Raw genomic sequence first — 15,645 nt, 5'->3', positions numbered from 1 at the left:
CTGTCAAAATCTCACGCTCAGGTTAATATATATCTAATCTGAAATTCGTCAAGAAAGTAGTGATTTTTCTATTTTTGTCAATTAATCTTTTCACAACCTTAAATAGGATAAATTTTGGCGTAAAATCAATGAAATCACAATTGATGGTGTTTGCCTTATCAGCAATTTTAGTTGCAAGTATTGGTATGGCACCAGCATTTGGACAAATACAAAGTACGATTGTTGTTACTACAGATAAGACATCTTATTCAGAAGGTGAAATTATCATGGTAACAGGTGAAGTCAGAGATCTATATGCAGGAACTCCAGTAGCTGTCATGGTTACATCTCCTAATGGTAGCATTGTAGCAATTGATCAAGTTACAGTAGGTGCAGATAAAAAATTCAGCACTGAAATAACTGCTGGAGGAACAATGAGATTATCAGGAACATACACAGTTGTAGTTACATATGGAAATGAGAACAGGGTTGCAGAAACTACATTTGAATTTGCAGGTTCAACAACACCAGTTAAGACAGATGGTAAAGTAACAGATACAACCGTTTCAGTTGAAGGTTCAACTGATTTGATAGGATATGAGATTACAGGAGCTAAATTACTTGGAATCATACCTGATGTGGATGCAAGCTCATTAATTATCTCAATTGACGCCACTGATGATGGTTCAATCACATTAACAATCCCTAGATCAATATTGGATGCAACTTTTCCAAATGGAGAAGATGATGATTTCTTTGTCCTAGTTGACGGAGAAGAAGTGGACTTTGATGAAACAATGACATCAACAGATAGAACACTTACAATTGCATTCCATGCAGGGGCTGAAGAGATTGAAATTATTGGTACCTTTGTAGTCCCAGAATTTGGCACAATTGCAGCCATGATTCTAGCAGTAGCAATTATCTCAATAATTGCAGTATCTGCAAGGTCAAGACTTAGCATTATGCCAAGAATCTAAAATTTCATCTTTTTTCTCTTTTTAAAGAATTGCACAGATGGGTTCATGATAAAATTATTTTTTAAGAAATCACAGATTAAATGAAAGCCCAATGGTAAAAATAAGATTTTGAAAAAATAATCCTCCAACAAGTTCAGGGATGCATACTTTTCACAATTACATCCGTTCTCATATGGGAATGAATAATGATGCATCTGCTGAACTGGTAGGAATCAAGATTAATGGATCTAACAAATGGTTAACTTTAATTCAAAATGCTAGTCAACCATAACTCTTATGCTCATACATCATGTGTGTAATGGTTCAAAGAAGCAGAAAAAATCTCAAAATTGGAGTTGAAAGTGTTATCATAATTGCAGGTATTTTGAATATTTCAGTTGACTCTACCTTATGAGCAATTCATGAGTAACCAAATAGTGACTTTGGCATATATCATAATTGGAATATTGATCATTTTGGGGACAGGTAAACTCAAAGAGATTTTTGGAATAACAGAGGAAGTAAGATCAGGACAGGAGAGAGATCAGGTTATGATCTTGGCAGTATGGCACTTTTGGTTATTCTCGCATTAGGTTCTATGATCGGTATTGGTTATTATGCCATGAAAAAACGTAACACCTGAAAGTAAACATGATGATTTTATCAAATGAACTCCCGCAGTTTATCCAATTCACTTTTTAAATATACATAAATACCAAAGAAACTTGGATGAAAATAGGATGAATTTAAAACGTTCTACAACATCAGTGGTATTTGCCGTTATGGCACTGTCATTAATTTCAATGACCACAATTCAGCAAGACGTATTTGCTCAGACACAAGGAATGTTCATTACCGCTACAGCAGATAAGAATTCAGACGTCATTACTGTCACAGGTAAAACAGTTTCAAAGTTGACAGACGTTACATTTAGAGTAATATCTCCAAGTGGGAATAACGTAGTTGTCATTGATCAAGTTTCACCAAGAAGTGATGGAACGTTTGAGACTACATTCAAAGTAGGTCCAACATGGAAAGAGAGTGGATTTTACACAATATCAGCTAAACAAAGCTTACAACAAAATTCAATATACACTTTGGACGTTGAAGTAGAAATAGTAGATGGAATGGTTAAAACAACATCAGTAACTGAGTCAAGTTATAGTTCAGATATCTTCGTACCACCTGGACCAAATGTTGCTAAATATGCAGGGTTGAAAATTTATGCAGACGCAGTAATGGGATCTTCAATAATTGAAATCTCAGGACAAACAGATAGGGTTAGTCAAGATGTAACTTTGACTATCACGGCACCAAATGGAAACAAAGTATCCATCGGGCAAGTATCGCCAATGCTAAATGGTGAATTCAGCACCACATTCAACACAAGTGGTCCTCTATGGAAACAAGATGGTTTCTATACTGTAACTGCAAAACAATTTGACGATCCAAAATATACTGCTTCAACTGAAGTAGAGATTAAAGACGGAGTCGTAGTGCCAGAATTCGGCACAATTGCAGCCATGATTCTAGCAGTAGCAATTATCTCAATAATTGCAGTATCTGCAAGGTCAAGACTTAGCATTATACCAAGATACTAAAATCACATCTTTTTTCATTTTTTAAATATACATAAATAGAGACAGGTTCAATTCGCAACAAGATGAACAATCGTACGTCGTTCGCGCTACTAGCCGTTTTGACTGCAGTCGGTACCTTAACCGTGTCATCAGCATATGCGGATGAAATTCCACAAGCATGTGTTGGATGTACTATGGAGAATGCAAGAGAAACATCAAACATGATGTTGCTCAAAGACATTCCAATATCTGTTTGGACAGATAAGAAAACATATGAACATAGTGACATGATTATGGTAGAAGGGCAAGTAGCAAATGTAGCATCGGGATATCCAGTTACAATTACTGTTGTGAATCCCCTAAACTCTATCGTCACAGTTGATCAAATCACTGTAGCAGATGATGGCAGTTTTGAGACAACATTAAACACAGCAGGTGCAATGTGGAAATACGACGGTACCTACACCATTAAGGCAAACTATGGCAGTGCCGATAAGAAAAACAGTGTCAAAGTTGAATTAACTGGTGGTGTTGCATACTCACCAGGCTACCAAACACCAACATCATCCAAACAATGTGGTGCTAGTGAAATTAGTGCAGATGGTCATTGTATACCATTTAGTATTTCAGGAGCAGTAGTAACAGGTGCAACTCTCAATACAGATGACAATTCAATTGTTATCAACATCAATGCCAGAGAATCTGATGGAATCTTAACAGTAACTCCATCAAAGACAGTCCAAGATGGTATCTTCATGATATTAGTTGACGGACAAGAATGGGATGATGTCGAGATTGTTGGAAACAAAGTAACAGTTATGTTCCCAGCAGGAACCGAACAAATTGAAATTATTGGTACCTTTGTAATCCCAGAGTTTGGCACAATTGCAGCCATGATTCTAGCAGTAGCAATTATCTCAATAATTGCAGTATCTGCAAGATCAAGACTTAGCATTATGCCAAGATACTAAAATCACATCTTTTTTCATTTTTTCATTTTTGATAGTAAAAGAAATATACAAACATGACATTCAAAATTTGTGAATTTTAAAATATTTTATGGATTAGTTTCTTTGTTAGTAATTTCAACAGGATTTGCATTTGCTCAAGAACCATTTGTGTCTGTTCAGACAGATGACAAAAACTATGATGAAGGAGACACAATTGTGATATCAGGAAAGGTTCAAACAGTTGTAGGAGGAACACCAGTAACACTTCAAATACTTACTTCAGGGAATCTAGTAGACATTGCACAAATCACAGTAGCCCAAGATGGAACATATTCTCACACAATTCTTGCAGAAGGTCCATTATGGAATAATGCAGGCGAGTATCTAATCAGAGTACTTTATGGGGACGGAAACATGGCAGAGACGAAATTCAATTACACTCCAGAATCAGGAGCAGTTGAAACTACCACTAATTTTGAAGTTGATGCTGGAAGCCATGGAACATTTGATGTAGAATACACAATCAAAGGTGGGACAGTTAAAAATATGATAGTTGATTCAGATATTTTTGCGTTAATAGTTCAAGTAGATTCTACGGATGAAGGAGTAATTACACTAGATTTACCAAGAGAATTCATCGGTGCTGAAAAACAGGATGGGAAAGATGACACATTTATCATTTTGATTGACGGAATAGAGGTAGCATATCAAGAATCAGTAGTTCATGCAGATTCCAGAGTAATTACAATTAATTTTGAACAGGGAGATTCAGACATTGAGATTATTGGCACATATGTTGTTCCAGAATTTGGGACGATCGTGATGATGGTTTTACTAGTTGGAATAATGGCAACAATAATTCTCACTAGAACCAAATTTCAGATAAAAATTTAGTTTTTTGAAAAAGAGTATTTTTCTTTAAATGGAGACACGGATCTTAATTCTTCTACAATATTTTTTAAAATGTCAACTGTTTGCTCAATTTCTTTTTGATCATTGAATATTCCCATAGTTAGTCTTAATGATCCAGTTATTTGTTCATGTGAGAATCCCATTGCCTGTAGAACGTGAGATGCCTTTTGAGTATGCACAGAACATGCAGAACCAGTAGATGCTGCAATACCATATTCGTCAAGTTTAATGATTAGGTCCTCACCGTTTACACCAAGAAAAGTAAAATGTGCATTGTTAGGCAAATGAGATTCCGGATGTCCATTAACAGTTACTTGAGGAATTTGATCGACCACATTTTGAACCAAAGTATCTCTAAGTTTTTTCATATGAGAAATATTTTCAGACAGATTTATTTTTGCAAGATCACATGCTTTTCCAAAACCAACAATATTTGCTACATTTTCAGTACCAGAGCGTAAACCGTGTTCCTGACCACCACCCAAAATCATAGGGTTAATCGAAATGTCTTTTTTTATATACAATGCACCAATTCCTTTAGGACCATAGAGTTTATGAGATGAGATCGAGAGCAGATCTACGCCTAATTCATGAACATCTATGGGGATTTTTCCTACTACTTGCACAGCATCAGTATGAAAGATTATACCACGCTCATGACAGATTTTAGCAATTTCAGAGATCGGTTGAATGGTACCAACCTCATTATTCCCAAACATAATTGAAACAATCAAAGTTTTTTCAGAAATGTTATTTTTCAGATCTGAGAGGTTAACCATACCAAATTTATCAACAGGAAGATAAAAAACATCAAATCCATCCTGAGACAATTTTTTACATGGCTCTAAAATTGCGTCATGTTCAATAGAGGATGTTATAATTTGACCAGAAGAGTGTCCTGTTGTGATTCCTCGCAATGCAGTATTGTTTGATTCAGTACCACCAGAGGTAATCAGGATTTCAGAAGGATCAGCATTGATTAAAGATGCGATTTGTTTTCTTGCTTTTTCAATTGCCTTACGAGACAACCTACCATACCGATGGATAGAAGAAGGGTTTCCATATTGTTCTTTTAGATATGGAAGCATGGAATCCAAGACATCATTATGGATTTGAGTTGATGCAGCATTATCAAGATAAATCAATCTGCAATCACATTAATTTTTCCTGGTTTATACCCTTCTTGATCAACTTCAACTGAAGAAAATCCAATCATCTTTAATTTTTCAGTAATTTTATCTAACACACCATTAGTGAATTCAGAGATATCATTTTTTTCTACTTCAATTTTTGCAGAACCGTTTAGATCACGAACACGAACTTGTTTAATTTTTGTTAGCTGTTTAACAACAGTTTCACCAAATTCTATTCTAGCTAACTTTTCAGCAGTTACTCTTTGACCCCAAGGAATTCTTGAAGCCAAACAAGAGTTAGAAGGTTTATCATGAACAGATAGTCCAATAGATTTTGTAAGTTCTCTAATTTGAGATTTTGAGAAATTTGTTTCAACAAGAGGGCTTCGTATCCCGTTTTGGCGCAATGCCTCAATTCCAGGCCTATATTCACCAAGATCATCTAGATTTGTTCCATCAACAATTACATTCACACCCTGTTCTTTTGCCAATTTTAAGAGATGGTCACCTAATTCAATCCTACAATGAAAACATCTGGTGGAATCATTTTTTGCAAATTCCTCATTTTCAAGTTCGTCATAATCTAATAGGATTTGCTTTATGCCTATTTCAGAACAAACTTGTTTGGCTGTTTGAAGTTCCTCTTGTGAAAGGGTTTTGTAGTCAGCAGTTACTGCGATTGCAGAATCACCAAGTCTTTGATATGCAGCATATGCAACAAGTGCACTATCCACACCACCTGACAATGCAATCATTACTTTATTTTTATCAGCAAACCAATGTTTGAGTTCATCTAGTTTTTTCATTTAATTCTCCAGTTGTTCAATTTCTTTTCGAAGTAATGATTCTGTTTCTTTGATTGATTTCTCAAGAGAACTTGAGACATGTTTCAAATCATCAAACTCTATTTTGAAATCTGTTTTTCCTTTAAAGGAAGATTTTTTGTATCGTATATCAAAAGATTTTCCATCAATTGTTAACGAAACATTATGATTTGTTCTAGGTACAATAAATCGATTAGATTCAGATATGCGAATACCCAAGGTTCCAGTTTCGAGAATTAGCGTATCAACAATTTCAGTAATATTTTGATCATCACATATTACAGATATAAGATTTGTAGGTCTTCCTTTTTTTGTAATTCCATGATAAATTGAGACATCTCGAGCACCTTTTTGCATAATTTTTTCAATAAGATTTCCAAGAATTTCGCCAGAAATGTCATCTACATTGGTCTCAAGAATTTTTACTGAATCTATTTCCAAATTATTTGTAGAGCCTTGGACTATTTTTAAGACATTAGAAAATTCTTGAAAATCTTTTTTTCCTGCACCATATCCAATAGAATTAATTTTCATTGAAGGATAGTAATCCATAGACGTGTTTGTCAGATTGGCTAAAATACATGCACCAGTTGGAGTTGTCAATTCTTCATCAGCATTGTTTCCTTTTATTTTTAGATAAGAGTTTTTGAAAATCTCAAGAATTGCACTTGCAGGATTAGACATTGTACCATGTGAAAAAGTCACACTACCCCCACCAACAGAGACAGGCATAGAAATAATTTTTTCATCAAATAATCCTAAATCGTCTAAAGCAATAGTAATTCCAACAATATCAACCAAAGTATCAATACTAGATGCCTCATGAAAATGAACTGAATCTTCTGAGACACCATGAATTTTTGATTCAGAAGAGATTAGGGTGTTAATGCAAGAATCAGCAAAGGTTTTTGCCTTGTCAGATAATTGTAAATTTTGAGTAGCATCATTGATTGCTTTCTTAATTTCAGAGCCCTTTCTTTCATGTAAGTGCTCATCAATTTCTAATATTAGTTGAACAGCCTCAATTCCTCGTTTTTGGGTTTTTTGAAAATCAATTTTTCTAATAACAGAATCTGAGAAAAATTTTTCAGATTTTTTGATCCCATCAATAACTTTGTCTTTATCGGCTCCCAAATCAATCAAAGAAGAGAGAAACATATCTCCAGATATTCCTGCGATTTGAGGATCAATTACTAAAACCATGATTAAAAATTATTGAAAATGCTTATAAATTCGTCTGATCAGTTTGAAATTTCATTAGATTTAATTATTGAAAATTAACAGCGACATTCATGATTACTATTATTGGTTCAGGTAAAGTAGGCGGAGACGCTGCAGTATTTTCTGCATTAAAACGATTAGATGATCAAATTTTGTTACTAGATGTTGCTGAAGGACTTCCTCAAGGGGAGGCAATGGATATCAACCATATGCTTTCTGAGCAAGGAATAGATGTTGAAGTGAAAGGATCTAACAATTTTGAAGATATGAAAGGTTCCAATATCGTAGTAGTTGTTGCAGGTTCTGGACGAAAACCAGGAATGACTCGCATGGATCTTTTGAAGATTAACGCTTCAATTGTCAAAAGCGTAGTAGACAATGTCAAAAAATATGCCGATGATTCTATGATTATTCCAGTAACTAACCCATTAGATCCAATGGCATACATCACATACAAGACATCAGGATTTGATAGGAGTAGAGTATTTGGAATGGGCGGCATGCTTGATTTATCTAGATTCAGACAATTTATCCATGAAGCAACTGGACACTCTAGAGATTCCATTAGAGCATTAGTAATCGGAGAACATGGGGAAAACATGTTACCACTACCAAGATTTTCATCAGTTTCAGGAATTCCACTATCATCATTTCTTCCAAAAGAAAAATTAGATGAATTGGTTGAAAACACAAAACAGGTCGCAGCAAAAGTTATTGAATTAAAGGGAGCAACAGTTCACGCTCCAGGAAATGCAATTTCTGCAATTATTGAATCAGTTGTAAGGGACAGAAAACAAGTCATTCCAGTGGCAACATATCTTGATGGAGAATATGGCCATTCAGATGTCACAATCGGGGTTCCAGCAATCATAGGAAAAAAGGGTGTTGAGAAAATTATTGAATTAGACCTAAATGATGAAGAAAAACAAGTCTTTAACAAAGCAGTTGAAAGTGTCAAAGGCGCAATATCAGGTATTGAGATCTAAGCATTTTTTTATCCATAAAAAGAAAACTATCATTGGAAATTCACGAGGTTCTAAAATCAGTCAAGGCAGGAACTGTCTCAGTTAATGATGCAAAAAAGATGTTATCATTGTATTCAATTGAAGAGATAGAAGGAATTGCAAAAATAGATATCAACAGAAGAAAAAGAAGAGGTATTCCTGAGATAATTTTTGCAGAGACAAAAGAACTAGAAGAAATTAAAAAAATCATAAAACGAGTTTTAGAAAAATCAAATTCAGTGATTGTCTCAAGAATAAAGAAAACAGATTATCCAAAAATCCAAGCATTTGCAAAGAGGTTAAAGGTGAAAATCAAGACAGGGAAAAAATCATCTTCATTATTATTATTTAAAAAACCAATCAAATTTCATGGTGGAAAAGTAGGTATTCTTACTGCAGGAACATCAGATATTGGAGTAGCAGAAGAATCAAGACTAGTTTGTGAGGCAATGAATTGTAAGTGTATCACAAGTTATGATGTAGGAGTGGCAGGAATCCAAAGAATATTTCCAATCTTAAAAAAAATGATAGAAGAGGATGTTGATTGTATTATTGTAGCTGCTGGAATGGAAGGGGCGTTAGCAACATTAGTTTCTACAATGACAGACATTCCAGTTATTGGGATTCCAACATCAGTCGGATATGGGTATGGTGAAAAAGGAATTGCCGCCCTTGCTTCAATGCTTCAAAGTTGTTCGCTGGGATTATCGGTAGTAAACATAGACAACGGGATTGCAGCTGGTGGGATTGCAGCAAATATCGCAAACAGAACAATAAGAAAAAAAGAATAGGCAAAATTTACAACTTATTGGACATGTCAATCTCGTAAATGATATATAACATAATTAAACGAAGTCTGATAGTTGGCTGGCAAACGTGTTGTACTAACTGCAGATCGTAGTTTAATGACAAATTATAGAGGAAATTTTCTGTATGGATTTATTGCATGTGGACCGTACGAGGTTTTACCAGAATGGGTTTTTGACAAAGTATTTTGTCCTTCAGTAGAAACAGATCCAATTACAGGTGAAGCAAAAGTTGCTCAGATTGGTCTAAGAAGAATCGAAAGTTCATTGATTCAAGGAGGATACAACAGAGAAGATGTATTTATTGGACATCCTGATATGTTACACAAATCAATCGGACCAGATACCAAAGTTGTTGGCATCAATGTAATGGATCCATTAGGAATGGCACCAGTCACCACAACAATGTCACCAGAAAAATTGTCATATGTTGCAATGAAATTTAAAAAAATGTGTGCAAGTATAATTCAACTCAAAAAGAAATACGATTTCAAAGTGGTAGTTGGAGGAAACGGAGCATGGGAATTAGCAAAATCAGACAGAATGAAGATTCATGGAATAGATACGGTTGTAGTAGGTGAAGCAGACGAATTAGCAGTTGATTTATTCCAAGATTTAGAAAAAAATGATGCGCCAGAATTAATGCATTGTTTTGTAAGAAATCTTGAAAATATTCCAGTAATTGAAGGACCTACAATCAATTCTTTGATTGAGGCAATGAGAGGATGTGGTAGGGGTTGCGATTTTTGTGATGTAAATAAAAGATCAAAGAAAGATCTACCCATAGAAAGATTACAGCATGAAGCAAAAATCAATTTAGATTATGGTTTTGATTCAATTTGGTTACACTCTGATGAAATGTTACTTTATGGATGTGACAACAGAGATTTTATTCCCAACAGAGATGCGATTACAGATTTGTGGAAGTCACTAAAAGGACTTGGTGCAAACTTTATTGGAACAACACATATGACATTTTCAGCAGTTGCAGCAGATCCTACATTAATGCAACAAATTTCACATGTGAATGGACAAGATCAATCAGGAAGGTGGCTTGCAACCAATTTAGGAATTGAGACAGTTGCACCGGACATGGTAAAGAAACACCTAGGTGTTAAAACAAGACCATTTTCAACTGAGGAGTGGGGAAGTGTTGTTAGAGAAGGAGCAAAAATTCTTAATGAAAATCATTGGTTCCCAGCTGCTACAATCATTATTGGATGGCCTGATGAAACACCTGATGATATCCAATATACGATTGACATGATGAGTGACTTTAGGGAAATGGACTTTAGAGGATTAGTGGCACCATTATTGTATCAAGACTTTAGTGAAAAGAATTCAATGCACTTTGGAAATTTGAATGAAGCTCAGTTTACATTATTTTGGAAATGCTGGGAAAATAACCTCCGCGTGATTAATGACATCATTCCAATTATTCTTAGAAACAAGACATATGGACCACCAATGAAAGTTTTCATGTACGGAATTTTAAAGGCAGGAACATGGGCAATTATGAGATATCTAAGAGGATTGTGTAAAGATCTCTTTAATGGAAGAACCCCAGATGAGATAATTGACAAATACGCTAGAAGCAGATCAGTATCTGCTCCAAAAATTCAAACTAAGAAACTATAGACTTGCTATAGCAGCATCTGCTATGGTGTTTCGTTTTGGAGTCAAAGAGATAAAGTAAACCTTATCTGCTCTCTCAATATTATCAACTTTTTTGTACGATTTTGTAGATACATCAAACTCATAGATTCCAGGTTCGAGAGAGCCCTTGACATATAGCATAAGATAGGTTTCCCCAGTAGAAGGACTAAGAGGAATAAAGGACATGATATAGTCTTTGTAAGAATTAATTGGCATTGTATTTTTCATTGGAGGTGCTGCTGATGCTAAATACATGAAAATATCTTCAATTGAATCAAACTCCTCATATTCAATATGCATTATGTTAGATAATGTCTTTCAGTATAATAACCTAGAGTAACTCTAAAAGATTATTTTCGTGATTTAAGAGATTTGTGAACTTTGAATCCAATCAATGCAGGTGCTGCAATGTACATAGCCAAGTTCAGTGCAATTACAGATATTCCCAATCCCAATACTTCAAATTCTGAACCATCTTCAGCCAATGTCATAATAGATAGAGTTGAAATCATTGGCGTGATAAATGCCCTAACTGCTTCTTGGAACATTGGATTCTCTCTTTCCAAGTCAGCAATTGTTGGTGAGAATGAATAGTACAATTGATTAAATCCAGTCATAAATGATGCACCGGATGCGGTACTCATTACAGTATTATCTCTGATTTCTCTTAGGAATTGAACTTGTGGTGCTAATTCAGTTCCATATGCTGCAGTTGCAATTAAGCAACCACCGCCTTTAGGCTCTGGTTCATCAGTTTTGATTACTTGACAAATTCCATTTACCAATTCAGTTCCTGCTCCACATGTTGGTTCTGGCTCAGGTTCTGGTTCTGGCTCTGGCTCTGGCTCTGGTTCTGGTTCTGGCTCTGGCTCTGGCTCTGGCTCTGGCTCTGGCTCTGGTTCGGGTGTGGTGATAACTTGCTCTCCACCAACATAATTTATTGTAACATCACCTGAAGTCGAACCATAATTAAAATCAACAACATAATCTCCAGCTAATTTCCATAAAGGACCACCAGCAACTATACTTTTTTCAAAAGAACCATCAGACTTTACTGGTATTTGACCAATGCCTACAATATTGTTATCAGGAGATGTAATAATAAACGTGAGTCCATGTCCTGCTGTAGCATCATAATCTTCAATAGTTCCAGATAGCTTTACAGTCCCACCGTTTCCAATAACTTTTGAATCAGTAGATGCAGTTATGAACGAATTTGCTGCAAATGCAGAACCGCTCATGCCATAAGATAAAATTGAAATAGATAACAACACAAATGCTAGAAAACTTACTCTCATTTTCATTTTGATTCATGAGTTGTCAGTATTTATGTATTTGATGAAAGAAAAATTGACCAGATTATATTCGAATTATACCTTTTTTGACCAAGTATTGTATTGATTTTATGAATTCACCTTCAGGAATATCATCATTGGCCCACCATCTTGCAGTGTTTTTAACCCAATCAGGGATTTCTTGGTCCATGTCACTTGTGTCAGATGACTCAATGGTAATCACCCCAGTTTCAACTAGATGTTCAAGTCCATCAATAAACTCACCATCAGAAATAGTATCAGAAGACCACCAGCGAGCACTGTTTTTAACCCAATCAGGAACATTTTCAGAAATCACGTTAAACGAAAGCATTCCAATATTTTTTCCATCATAAAAAAGATTGATAAAATATGTTCCAGGTAAAGTGTCACCATTCACAGTAAAGATTGAACGATATCCCCCGCTGCTACTAAGGGTTGCACCAAAGTTTTGTTTTGTACCATCAGGATTTGTTAGTTCTATGGATAATGGAACTCCACGTTTATGATATTCAATACTTCCAGTCAAGATTATTTCTTTAGAAGAACCAGTTGGTGGAAGTAAAACTTTTTCAGTACTGAGATTAGCAGGAATGTAATAAGATACAGAAGATTTCGAATCTAACAAGCTGAAGATATTTTCATTTCCAGATTCGTCGCGAGAGTCATAATAACGGACATCAAGGCTTCCACCAGAAGTATAGATCAATTTTGAGCCTGTTTTATCACAAATCTGAGATGGCATTTTGAACACTCCTGTAAATATTCCAGTACTAGGTCCTGTTTCCACAAGTGTAAATCCAGTAGATGCTAAACCACCATGTTCAACACCATTAACAGTACATCGCTTGTAACGAATATCTTTAAGTTTAATCTCTAACAAAATTTCCCCGTCTTTTCCTACAGTATCAACATTGTCAGAGTTTGGATCATTGATTACTTGATATATTTCAACAGTATCACTTTTCAAATTAAGATCAGAGTCACTTAGAGTAATTGTTACTGGTTGACCAAATCGAAATGTTGTTGAAGTAGTTGAAACAGTTCCTGAATGTGTTGAAACATCAGATTTACTTGAAGTGGTAGTTGTTACACCGACGGAATCTAAATCAGCATAAGAGATTGCAATTCCTTCTTCATCAATTAATCTATTAGTAATTATGATTTTTATTTCATCATCAATTGTTTGGATGGTTTGAATAAAATCAGGATCAAGTATGTTTAATTGGTTTGTAACGGCATATTCAAAAGTGCCTTCAAAAACAGATGAATTATCAAAAGTTTCTTCTAATTCAAAACGATAAATGGAGTTGTTTATGCTATCATTGTTTTTTAATCCAAATGAAAAAAAGTCAAAAACTATTGGTAGTTTGTTTGTTTCATTAGATATAGTAACGTCATCAGCAGTAGAAAAATCAATTATCAAAAAGGCAGTGCCTGTTTTTCCCTTAATGCTTGTTACATCATTGTTATCAATTTGAATAAATCCTTGAGAGGATGTCACGTCACCATTGTCAGCTATAACAATTTGAGCAGAATCACGAGTTCCAAATGCAAGTGCAAATGTGGTACTGCTAAAATCAGAAATTCCTAAATTTTTTTCAAGTGATCTCAAATCATAATTTATCCAGTTTGTTCCATTAGTGTTAGATTCTGAGGAGTCAATAAGTGATGCTGCTAATGAAGAAGCTGAGATACCAAGATTAATTGAGATCATCTCATAGGCAGCATTAGATACATTTGATGTGTCAAGTAGTAATATGTCAGAGTTTGAATCAGGCACAGAAGAATTGGAATCATCTCCACCAGTTAGAACAGGTGAAGATGAGTGAAATTCAACACTACCAGCATGTTCCAGCGTAACAGGATTTCCAATGGTAATTGTGGGAATTAGTGCAGTATCCCTAAAAACATCAAGGTCATCTCTAGCACCAGTGTTAAGATTTTGATCAGGATCCTGCAAAATCACAGGATATTTCGTGCCCGGTCTTAACTGAGCGCCATTTCCAATCGTCAAAACAGGTTCACCATCTAAAGAAACAGATGCGGTAGAAAATCCAGTTACAACTGAAATGGATTTTTTGTTGTAAGTAATTTGTCCAGTTTGACCACGTGGTGCATCATTCAATATTCCAATGACAGACTGATCATCAGAATCATAACTTGTAAACAGTCCAGAGTTTGGTTCTTGTTCAACAAGGGTTATGATTTTGGAATAAGTGTTTGGGACGGCGTCAGATACTGAAGAACTAGGTTGATCATTATTTGTTTTTAATTCTAAAATATTTCCTAGAGATAAAGATAATTTTCCATTATCTTCAAATCCCAAATTTGATAGATGAGGAACAAGATCTACTAATCCTGCATTTCCATTAGCATCATTATTTCCAGCACTGTCAAATGCTTGATAGAAAGTGTTTGTTGTAGAATCAATATCAAATGTCCAAGAATCTTCATCAGTTGGATCTTGATTTAATTGAATATCATTTACAGTTAGAAATACTTCAGAGTTCTCAGGATATAGATCCCTATCAACATTTAATGTAATGTTTGGGATTTCATCATAATCAAGAAACACTTGTTGTGGAGAACCTCCAGGATTGTATTGTATTACTACATCATCAAAAGAATAGAGTTGAATTAATGGCCATGCATCAACATCCAATCCAATTTGACCAACAGGGACGTTAGAATTAGTGTTGATAGATTTTGCTTTTCTTACAACATTATTATGATTAGAAGTATTAGAGGGGCTAGAAGTACATTCAGAAAAAGAAGAATTGCCATTAGTAGAACCAGAAACAGAATCAGGTCGAGGAATTGCAAACCCATCAGTTTCACTTAGAGAAATTCCAAACACGGATGTTGCTGTATCCCTACTACAGAATTCTCCAAAATCTAATCCTTTTCCAGCCAAGCCAACTGTGGCATCGGCAATTTTTGCCTTGTCAACATTTGCAAAATATGCATACCAATTTCCATCTGTTGCCTGAACCATACGAAGTGTTTTTCCATTAATAGTAACATCAGGTTCTCCTTTTCCTTCACCAGTGTCAGAAATGTTGGAATCCCTGATGACAACCTCAATCACCATAGATCCTGCAAAATGATTATCAAATTTTGAATTTTCAGCAGATACCGACAAGTTAGGATTGCTAGAGGCATCAACATCTAGAACAGGAATGAGAAATAGGGAAAAACCCAATAAAAATAACCAATTTTTATCCAATGATAGAAAATAGAGTTTCTTTGCAAATAATGTTATCGTAGGAATAATCCTTAGAAACTTGTAATACATGATAGAAATT

14 protein-coding genes are annotated in these 15,645 nt (G+C 35.0%); 8 read left to right on the top strand and 6 right to left on the bottom strand.

The features are described 5' to 3' along the window. The first annotated feature begins 128 nt into the window (after positions 1-128). The 5 genes from NKOR_RS01600 to NKOR_RS01585 all read left to right on the top strand — a co-directional run bounded on the left by NKOR_RS01600 (position 129) and on the right by NKOR_RS01585 (position 4,362). On the top strand, positions 129-959 hold the full coding sequence (locus tag NKOR_RS01600) for a PEFG-CTERM sorting domain-containing protein (protein ID WP_014962611.1): 831 nt from the start codon (positions 129-131) through the stop codon (positions 957-959). 401 nt (positions 960-1,360) lie between these two features. Further along, positions 1,361-1,531, top strand: coding sequence for a hypothetical protein (locus tag NKOR_RS09835; RefSeq protein WP_016939550.1), 171 nt, complete (start codon positions 1,361-1,363; stop codon positions 1,529-1,531). Between the two features lie 147 nt (positions 1,532-1,678). Further along, entirely contained in the window at positions 1,679-2,539 is an 861-nt protein-coding gene (locus NKOR_RS01595) for a PEFG-CTERM sorting domain-containing protein (protein WP_014962609.1), read from the top strand. 122 nt (positions 2,540-2,661) lie between these two features. Next, positions 2,662-3,489, top strand: coding sequence for a PEFG-CTERM sorting domain-containing protein (locus NKOR_RS01590; RefSeq protein WP_014962608.1), 828 nt, complete (start codon positions 2,662-2,664; stop codon positions 3,487-3,489). Positions 3,490-3,558: 69 nt separating this feature from the next. After that, entirely contained in the window at positions 3,559-4,362 is an 804-nt protein-coding gene (locus NKOR_RS01585) for a PEFG-CTERM sorting domain-containing protein (protein ID WP_016939549.1), read from the top strand. Here NKOR_RS01585 and NKOR_RS01580 read toward each other — a convergent pair. The 3 genes from NKOR_RS01580 to larC are packed head-to-tail and all read right to left on the bottom strand — an operon-like array spanning position 4,359 to position 7,540. Beyond that, complete coding sequence (locus NKOR_RS01580) at positions 4,359-5,525, bottom strand: cysteine desulfurase family protein (RefSeq protein WP_014962606.1); 1,167 nt, start codon at positions 5,523-5,525, stop codon at positions 4,359-4,361. The two genes, NKOR_RS01585 and NKOR_RS01580, sit on opposite strands and share 4 nt — an antisense overlap. After that, on the bottom strand, positions 5,522-6,319 hold the full coding sequence (larE, locus tag NKOR_RS01575; protein WP_014962605.1) for an ATP-dependent sacrificial sulfur transferase LarE: 798 nt from the start codon (positions 6,317-6,319) through the stop codon (positions 5,522-5,524). Before larE ends, NKOR_RS01580 begins: the two co-directional genes overlap by 4 nt. Beyond that, a complete protein-coding gene (gene larC / locus NKOR_RS01570; RefSeq protein ID WP_014962604.1) occupies positions 6,320-7,540 on the bottom strand; it encodes a nickel pincer cofactor biosynthesis protein LarC in 1,221 nt (406 codons plus the stop codon). A gap of 89 nt (positions 7,541-7,629) precedes the next feature. Here larC and NKOR_RS01565 point away from each other — a divergent pair, with 89 nt between their 5' ends. From NKOR_RS01565 to NKOR_RS01555, 3 genes are all read left to right on the top strand, one after another. Further along, the gene (locus tag NKOR_RS01565) at positions 7,630-8,544 is read left to right on the top strand and encodes a malate dehydrogenase (RefSeq protein WP_014962603.1); all 915 of its coding nucleotides are present in this window, start codon (positions 7,630-7,632) and stop codon (positions 8,542-8,544) included. A gap of 32 nt (positions 8,545-8,576) precedes the next feature. After that, positions 8,577-9,353, top strand: a complete 777-nt coding sequence (gene larB, locus NKOR_RS01560) for a nickel pincer cofactor biosynthesis protein LarB (RefSeq protein ID WP_014962602.1) — start codon at positions 8,577-8,579, stop codon at positions 9,351-9,353. A gap of 72 nt (positions 9,354-9,425) precedes the next feature. Continuing rightward, complete coding sequence (locus NKOR_RS01555; protein WP_014962601.1) at positions 9,426-11,006, top strand: B12-binding domain-containing radical SAM protein; 1,581 nt, start codon at positions 9,426-9,428, stop codon at positions 11,004-11,006. Here the strand turns inward: NKOR_RS01555 and NKOR_RS01550 are convergent. Genes NKOR_RS01550 through NKOR_RS01540 form a run of 3 tightly spaced genes read right to left on the bottom strand, consistent with a single transcriptional unit; the run spans position 11,001 to position 15,566 of the window. Continuing rightward, positions 11,001-11,324: a hypothetical protein gene (locus NKOR_RS01550; protein ID WP_014962600.1), complete on the bottom strand. Its 324-nt coding sequence runs from the start codon at positions 11,322-11,324 to the stop codon at positions 11,001-11,003. The two genes, NKOR_RS01555 and NKOR_RS01550, sit on opposite strands and share 6 nt — an antisense overlap. A gap of 50 nt (positions 11,325-11,374) precedes the next feature. Then, positions 11,375-12,328 (bottom strand): CFI-box-CTERM domain-containing protein, encoded by a 954-nt coding sequence (locus NKOR_RS01545; protein WP_014962599.1) that lies wholly within the window; start codon positions 12,326-12,328, stop codon positions 11,375-11,377. A 55-nt stretch (positions 12,329-12,383) separates the two neighbouring features. Next, positions 12,384-15,566 (bottom strand): peptidase, encoded by a 3,183-nt coding sequence (locus NKOR_RS01540; RefSeq protein ID WP_014962598.1) that lies wholly within the window; start codon positions 15,564-15,566, stop codon positions 12,384-12,386. Positions 15,567-15,645: the final 79 nt, after the last annotated feature.

The sequence above is a fragment of the Candidatus Nitrosopumilus koreensis AR1 genome (genome assembly GCF_000299365.1).
Classification (GTDB): domain Archaea; phylum Thermoproteota; class Nitrososphaeria; order Nitrososphaerales; family Nitrosopumilaceae; genus Nitrosopumilus; species Nitrosopumilus koreensis.
This window is presented reverse-complemented; position numbering and strand designations above follow the sequence as displayed.